Source organism: Sphingopyxis sp. (assembly GCF_016463645.1).
GTDB lineage: Bacteria > Pseudomonadota > Alphaproteobacteria > Sphingomonadales > Sphingomonadaceae > Sphingopyxis.
The window spans coordinates 1-7,003 of sequence record NZ_JAEMQX010000034.1 but is presented as its reverse complement, the minus strand read 5'-3'; the positions used below and the strand labels follow the sequence as shown (position 1 = coordinate 7,003).

Below are 7,003 nucleotides of genomic sequence, written 5' to 3'. Positions count from 1 at the left end.
TACTGGCATTATCCGCAGCGCGCCGCCGCGATCACCGACGCGCTGCGCCTGTCGCGCGGCATGAGCTACAAGAATGCGATGGCGGGCCTGCCGATGGGCGGCGGCAAGGGCGTGATCCTGGCCGACGAGAATGGCGCGAAGACCCCCGAACTGCTTGCGGCGTTCGGCCGCGCGGTCGATTCGCTCGGCGGTGCCTATGTGACCGCCGAGGACGTCGGGATCACCGACGCCGACATGGTCGAGATCGCGAAGCAGACGAAGCATGTCAGCGGGCTTCCCGTCGCGAGCGGCGCCGATGCCGGCGGCGATCCGGGGCCGTTCACCGCACTCGGTGTCTATCTGGGCATCAAGGCGGCGATCAGGCAGGGCCTCGGCACCGATGATGCGAAGGGCGTGCATATCGCGATCCAGGGCGTCGGCAGCGTCGGCGGCGGCGTCGCGCGGCGGCTCGCGGCCGAGGGCGCCAAGCTGACCCTCGCCGACGTCAATCTGGCGCGCGCGAAGGCGCTGGCCGAGGAACTCGGCGCCGAGCTCGCCGATTCGGCGGCGATCATGGAGATCGAGGCCGATGTGCTCAGCCCCAATGCCCTGGGCGCGATCCTGACCGAGCAAAGCATCGGGAAGCTCCGCGTGCCGATCGTCGCGGGCGGCGCGAACAACCAGCTCGCGACCGCCGCTGATGGCCAGCGCGTGCACGACCGCGGCATCGTCTATGCCCCCGATTATGTGATCAACGCGGGCGGCATCATCAACGTCGCGCTCGAATATCTGGGGCAGGGCAGCCGCGAGGAAGTCGAAAGCCGCATCCACCAGATTCCGGGCAGGCTGGCCGAGATCTGGGCCGAGAGCAAGGCGAGCGGCACGCCGGCCTCGGTCGTCGCCGACCGTATGGCGCAGAAGCTGATCGGTCGGGGTTGACCCGTCTGTCCCGATCGTCATCCCGGCTTTCGCCGGGATGACGATATTGGTGGTGCGGACGTTCATTTCCGCTAAGCCAGCCCCTGATGAAACGGCATTTCTATCTGGTCGCAGGCTGGGCTTCGCTGGGACTCGGCGCGATCGGCGCTTTCCTGCCGCTTCTGCCGACCGTGCCGTTCGTGATTCTCGCGGCCTTCTGTTTCGCGCGCTCGTCGCCGCGGCTCGAGACCTGGCTGCTGACCCACCCGCATTTCGGACATCATATCGTCGCGTGGCGCGAGAAGGGCGCGATCAGCCGCAAGGGCAAGATCGCCGCGACCGCGGCCTTTGCGCTGAGTATCGTGCTGGCCGCGATCTTTTCGCCCTGGCCGTGGGTGATGCTGCCGGTGATCGCCGCCGCCGTGACCGGGAGCTGGATCTGGACGCGACCCGAGGGTTGAAAGGTTCATTCAATTTTCGTGAGGGAGGTGCCGGGGCGCGCCGGACTCTTGACGCCTCGTCCCGCCCGGGCAACACGGGCCCCGCCGGGTCGCACCGGGCAAATTGCTGGACCCTCCTGTCCGGCTCGCCTAAGGACGACGCGAACCGATGCACGCCTACGCCAATCCGACCCGTTTTCTGGCGATCGCCAAGCCGCTGACGCCGTGGCTGCTCGGCGTCGGGCTGTTGCTCGTGCTCGGTGGCGCCTGGGCGGGGCTCGCGATGGTGCCGGGCGATTACAAGCAGGGCGAAACCGCACGCATTCTTTATGTCCATGTCCCCTCGGCATGGCTCGGTATGGGCGGCTGGACGTCGCTCGCGATCGCGGGGCTGATCCAGCTCGTCTGGCGCCATCCGCTGTCGGGCATCGCAGCGCGCGCGATCGCGGTGCCGGGGATGCTGTTCACCGCGCTGTGTCTCGCAACGGGATCGATCTGGGGTCGCCCGACCTGGGGGACGTGGTGGGAATGGGACGGACGGATGACCTCGATGCTCGTCCTCCTGTTTCTCTATGCAGGCTTCATTGCGCTGACGAGCGGCGACGACGGGCAAAGGCAGGGTGGCTCGCTGTCGCGCGGAGCTGCGGTCTATGCGCTCGTCGGCGCGATCAACATCCCGATCATCAACCGCAGCGTCGTGTGGTGGAACAGCCTGCACCAGGGACCGAGCATCACGCTGCGCGGATCGAGCATCGACGGTGCGCTGCTGTGGCCGCTGGGCTTGACCGTATTCGGTTTTTCGCTGCTATTCGGCGCCATCGTGTTGATGCGGATGCGGCGGATCATCGCCGACAACCGCGTCGCGGCGCGGCTCAGGCGGCTTGCGGACGACGAGGAGATTTGACGCGTGACGGGGGCGATCAGCGGGGGCGGTCAATGGGCGTTTGTCGCCGCGGCCTACGGGCTGACAATCATATTGACCGGCGCAGTGCTCTGGACGAACTGGCGCGCGATGAAAAAGGCCGAAAAGCGCAGCGATGCACTGCGAAAGGATCGTAAGTGAAGGCCAAGCATCAACGGCTGATTCTGGCGCTGGTCGCGCTCTGCGGCATCGGCGGCGCAGGGGTGCTCGCAGCGAGCGCGCTGCGCGACGAGGCGGCTTATTTCCGCACACCGGTCGAAATTCAGGGTGGCAAGACGGCGGTCGATGAGCCGATGCGGCTGGGCGGCATGGTCGTCAAGGGCAGCATCAAACGGCAGGCCGACGGCCTGACGATCCGCTTCGTCGCGACCGATGGCAAGGCCTCGGTGCCGGTCGAATATAAGGGCATCGTCCCCGACCTGTTCGGCGAAGAATCGGGCATGGTCGCCGACGGCCGGATGCGCGCCGACGGGATTTTCGTCGCCGATCGCATCCTCGCCAAGCATGACGAGCGCTATATGCCGCCGCAGATGGGCGATATGCCGAAGAATATGAAGGCGCCGGCAACGACATGATCGCCGAACTGGGTCTGGCCCTGTTGTGGATCGCGGCTGCGCTCGCGTGCCTGTCGCTCGTCGCGGGGACCTTGTTCCTGCGCGGCGGACCCAGGGATCTGGCGGCGCTTGTGCGGCCGGCGAGCGTCGCGCAGGGCGTGCTCACTGCCGCGGCCTTCGGCCTGTTGATCGCGCTGTTCGTGCGATCGGACATGTCGGTCGAACTGGTCGCGCGCAACAGCAACAGCCTGAAACCGATGATCTTCAAGATCGCGGGGACGTGGGGCAATCACGAAGGATCGATGCTGCTGTGGCTGATGATCCTGTCGCTGTCGGGCGGACTGATCGCGATCTTCGAGAAACGGCTGCGCGAGGATACGCTGGTCGCGACATTGGCGGCGCAGGCTGCGCTGAGCCTCGGCTTCTTTGCGTTTCTCCTGTTTTCATCGAACCCGTTCAAGCGGCTGCCGGTGGCGCCGCCCGACGGACAGGGGCTCAACCCGCTGCTGCAGGACATCGGGCTCGCCTTCCATCCGCCGACGCTTTACGTCGGTTATGTCGGCCTTTCGGTCGCGTTCAGCTTCGCGGTCGGCGCGCTGATCACGCGCGAGATCGGCCCCGCCTTCGCGCGCGCGATGCGGCCGTGGGTGCTCGGAAGCTGGATTTTCCTGACGCTCGGCATCACGGCGGGCAGTTACTGGGCCTATTACGAACTTGGCTGGGGCGGCTGGTGGTTCTGGGACCCGGTCGAGAATGTCTCGCTCGTGCCGTGGCTCGCGGGCGCGGCCCTGCTCCATTCGGTCGCGGTGACCGCGACGCGCAATGCCTTGCGCGCGTGGACGGTGATGCTCGCGGTGATCGGCTTCTCGATGTCGATGGTCGGCACCTTCATCGTCCGGTCGGGCCTGCTGACGAGTGTTCACAGCTTCGCGGTCGACCCCGAGCGCGGGACCTTCCTGCTCGTGCTGATGGCGATCTATATCGGCGGCGCGCTGACACTGTTCGCGCTGCGCGCCGGGGCGGTCGCCGAGGGCAAGAAATTCGCGCTGCTGAGCCGCGAGGGCTCGCTGGTGATCAACAATCTGCTGCTGACGACGATCCTCGCGCTCGTGCTGCTCGGCACGCTCTATCCGATCGTCGCCGAGGCGATGGGCGAGAAGATTTCGGTCGGCCCGCCCTATTATAATCGCGTTGCGGGGCCGCTCGCGCTGGTCCTGTGCCTTGTGATGGTCGCGGGGCCGCTGCTGAGCTGGCGCAGGGACGACGGCAAGAAATTGTGGTCGCGGCTGCCGCTCGCGATCTTTGCGGGGGCGGTCGTGCTGTTCGGTCTCGTGCTGTTCGGGGGCAAGGTCGGGATATTGCCCTTGCTCGGCATGACGGTCGCGGGCGTGGTCGCGGTCGCGAGCCTCGCGCCGCTCTGGGGCCGCAACCTTCGCCGCACGCCGCTGCCGACCTGGGGCATGGTCGTCGCGCATTTCGGCGTCGCGGTGTGTCTCGCCGGCATGGGTGCCGAAAGCGCGTTCATCAAGGAACGGCTGGTCGCCGCGGCGCCTGGCGAGGAGATGAAGATCGGCGATTTCTCGGTCAGGTTCGCCGGGGTGAAACCCGTGGCGGGGCCGAATTATACCGCGATCGAGGGGACGCTGGTCGCGACGACATCGTCGGGCAGCAGCTTCACGATGCGGCCGGAAGCGCGCACTTTCCCCGGCCTGATGGGCACCGCGCCGACCGAAACCAACGAAGCGGCACTGCTGACGCGACCGGGCGGGCAGCTCTATGCCGTGCTGGGGCAGCCGGTGCCAAGCGCCGACGGCACTGCCGATCGCTATCAGATCCGGCTGTGGTGGAAACCGCTGGTGTGGTGGATCTGGCTCGGCGGCGCGCTGATCGCGATCGGCGCGGCGCTGTCGCTCCTCGGCCGCGCGCAATTGCTGGCGATCTGGCGCGCCCGGCGCAGCCGCAAACTGGAGGAGCGTTTCGCACCATGAAGAACCGCTGGGTCCTGTTCGTGCCGCTGGCGATCATGGGGCTGCTGTTCGGCGCCTTCATCTATCGGCTGGTGACACCCGCCGAAACGCTGATCCAGTCGCAATGGATCAACAAGCCGATGCCCTTGTTCGACCTGCCGCCGGCGACCGCCGGCGTCGAGGGGTTGAAGAGCAGCCAGCTCGCCGACGGCAAACCGCGGCTGGTCAACGTCTTTGCCAGCTGGTGCATCCCGTGCCGCGCCGAGGCGCCGCAGCTTGAGGCGTTGAAGGCCGCGGGTGTGCCGATCGACGGCATCGCGATCCGCGACCGGCCCGACGATGTCGCGATGTTCCTGCGCGAATATGGCAATCCGTTCGACCGCATCGGGTCCGACATGCAGAGCAGCGTGCAGATCGCATTGGGGTCGTCGGGCGTGCCCGAAACCTTCCTGATCGACGGCAAGGGGATTATCCGCGAGCAGATTCAGGGCGTGATCCTCGCCGATCAGGTGCCTGAAATCGTCGCCAGGCTCGAGGCGATGAAGTGACGCTGCGGCTGTTTCTCCTTTGCCTGCTCGGCGCGCTGGCGCTGCCGCTCGCGGCGCAGGACCGGCTGCCGCCCGCGCCCTATGCCTATCAGCAGCTCAAGGACCCCGCGCAGGAAGCGCGCGCGAAGAAGCTCATGGAGGAGCTTCGCTGTCTCGTCTGCCAGGGGCAGTCGATTGCCGATTCGGATGCGCCGCTGGCGGGCGACATGCGGCACGAGGTGCGGACCAAGATCGCCGCGGGCGAGAGCCCCGGCGAGATCAAGGCGTGGCTCGTCGCGCGCTATGGCAATTGGGTGACCTATGATCCGCCGTTCGACATGGCGACCTCCTTGCTGTGGCTTGGACCGCTGCTGTTCCTCGCGATCGGCGGCTGGCTGGCGTTCGGGCGGTTCCGGCGCGGCGGCGACGATGCGGAGGATGCGCCATGATCTGGCTCTGGGTCATTCTTGCGGCGGCGCTGACGATCGGCGGCATCTTCTGGCTCGGCAAATTGCCCGCGGCGGCGCGGCCGCTGGCGGGGGCGGCGGTGATGCTCGGACTTGCCGGCTATGCGCTGCAGGGTAGCCCCGCACTGCCCGGCAAGCCCGTCGCGGTGCTCGATGAGCCCGAGAATTTCGGCAAGGCGCTGACCGATCAGCGGCAGGGGATGGCCGAGCGCTTCGGTCCGGCGGCGCAGTGGCTCGGCATGTCGGACGGTTTCGCGCGCACGGGGAAGACCGAGCTGGCCGCGAAGACGCTCGAAAAGGGGCTCGAGAGATATCCCGACAATGTCGACCTGTGGGTCGGGCTGGGCAATGCGCTCGCGGCGCATGGCGGCGGCATGATGTCGCCCGCGGCGGCGCTCGCCTTCGACGAGGCGGCGAAGCGTGACCCGTCGCATCCGGCGCCGCCCTTCTTCGCGGGGCTCGCGCTCGCGCAGGGCGGCGACCTCAAGGGTGCCGAGGCGGTGTGGAGCGGGCTTCTGGCGCGCAGTCCCGCCGATGCGCCTTGGCGGAGAGACCTCGAGATGCGGCTGGGGCAGCTCAGGCAGGCGTTGGGACCGCAGGTGCCGCCCGAGGCGTCCTCCACCGCACCACCACCCGCGGGCGTCCCGAATTGAAACCTATTACAAAGGCGCGGGCTCGTCTAAAGGCGCGCGATGACTGCTGAGTCGCAACAGGCGGCCGAAGGTGCGTCGAGCATCGCTCCGGCTGCTGTCGATACCGGCCATCACGGCCATGGACATCATGGCGATAGCAGGCTGAAGCTTGCCGTCGGCGCGATCGGCGTCGTGTTCGGCGACATCGGCACCAGTCCGCTCTACGCGTTCCGCGAGACCTTTGCCGGGCATCACCCGATCGAGGCCGACCGGCTGCATATCTATGGTGTGCTGAGCCTCGTCTTCTGGTCGATGATGCTCGTCGTCACCTTCAAATATGTGCTGACGATCATGAAGGCCGACAACAAGGGCGAGGGGGGCAGCCTTGCCTTGCTCGCGCTGATCAGCCGGTCGTCGGAGGGCAAGCGCTGGACCTGGCCGATCGTGCTGCTCGGCGTGTTCGCGACGGCGCTCTTCTATGGCGACAGCATGATCACGCCGGCGATGTCGGTGCTCTCGGCGACCGAGGGGCTGAGCTACGTCAACAAGGGGTTCGAGCCCTATATCGTGCCGATCGCGCTCGCGATCCTGATCGGG

At 67.2% G+C, this 7,003-nt stretch carries 10 protein-coding genes; all 10 read left to right on the top strand.

Translation table 11 applies throughout. The features are described 5' to 3' along the window. Positions 1-918 (top strand): Glu/Leu/Phe/Val dehydrogenase family protein (locus JHC57_RS09495; RefSeq protein ID WP_294029758.1); only part of this gene is annotated, 918 nt, incomplete at its 5' end. A gap of 86 nt (positions 919-1,004) precedes the next feature. Further along, positions 1,005-1,358 (top strand): YbaN family protein, encoded by a 354-nt coding sequence (locus JHC57_RS09490; protein ID WP_294029757.1) that lies wholly within the window; start codon positions 1,005-1,007, stop codon positions 1,356-1,358. Positions 1,359-1,506: 148 nt separating this feature from the next. Further along, positions 1,507-2,241: a heme ABC transporter permease CcmC gene (gene ccmC, locus JHC57_RS09485; RefSeq protein WP_294029756.1), complete on the top strand. Its 735-nt coding sequence runs from the start codon at positions 1,507-1,509 to the stop codon at positions 2,239-2,241. A 3-nt stretch (positions 2,242-2,244) separates the two neighbouring features. Next, positions 2,245-2,400, top strand: coding sequence for a hypothetical protein (locus JHC57_RS09480; protein ID WP_294029755.1), 156 nt, complete (start codon positions 2,245-2,247; stop codon positions 2,398-2,400). After that, a complete protein-coding gene (ccmE, locus tag JHC57_RS09475) occupies positions 2,397-2,834 on the top strand; it encodes a cytochrome c maturation protein CcmE (RefSeq protein WP_294029754.1) in 438 nt (145 codons plus the stop codon). Before JHC57_RS09480 ends, ccmE begins: the two co-directional genes overlap by 4 nt. Then, on the top strand, positions 2,831-4,801 hold the full coding sequence (locus tag JHC57_RS09470; protein WP_294029753.1) for a heme lyase CcmF/NrfE family subunit: 1,971 nt from the start codon (positions 2,831-2,833) through the stop codon (positions 4,799-4,801). Before ccmE ends, JHC57_RS09470 begins: the two co-directional genes overlap by 4 nt. Beyond that, the gene (locus JHC57_RS09465; RefSeq protein WP_294029752.1) at positions 4,798-5,328 is read left to right on the top strand and encodes a DsbE family thiol:disulfide interchange protein; all 531 of its coding nucleotides are present in this window, start codon (positions 4,798-4,800) and stop codon (positions 5,326-5,328) included. Before JHC57_RS09470 ends, JHC57_RS09465 begins: the two co-directional genes overlap by 4 nt. Beyond that, entirely contained in the window at positions 5,325-5,756 is a 432-nt protein-coding gene (locus tag JHC57_RS09460) for a cytochrome c-type biogenesis protein (protein ID WP_294029751.1), read from the top strand. The genes JHC57_RS09465 and JHC57_RS09460 overlap by 4 nt, the downstream gene beginning before the upstream one ends. Further along, complete coding sequence (locus JHC57_RS09455) at positions 5,753-6,427, top strand: tetratricopeptide repeat protein (protein WP_294029750.1); 675 nt, start codon at positions 5,753-5,755, stop codon at positions 6,425-6,427. The genes JHC57_RS09460 and JHC57_RS09455 overlap by 4 nt, the downstream gene beginning before the upstream one ends. A 39-nt stretch (positions 6,428-6,466) precedes the next feature. Then, a partial coding sequence (locus JHC57_RS09450; protein WP_294029749.1) for a KUP/HAK/KT family potassium transporter occupies positions 6,467-7,003 on the top strand: 537 nt, incomplete at its 3' end.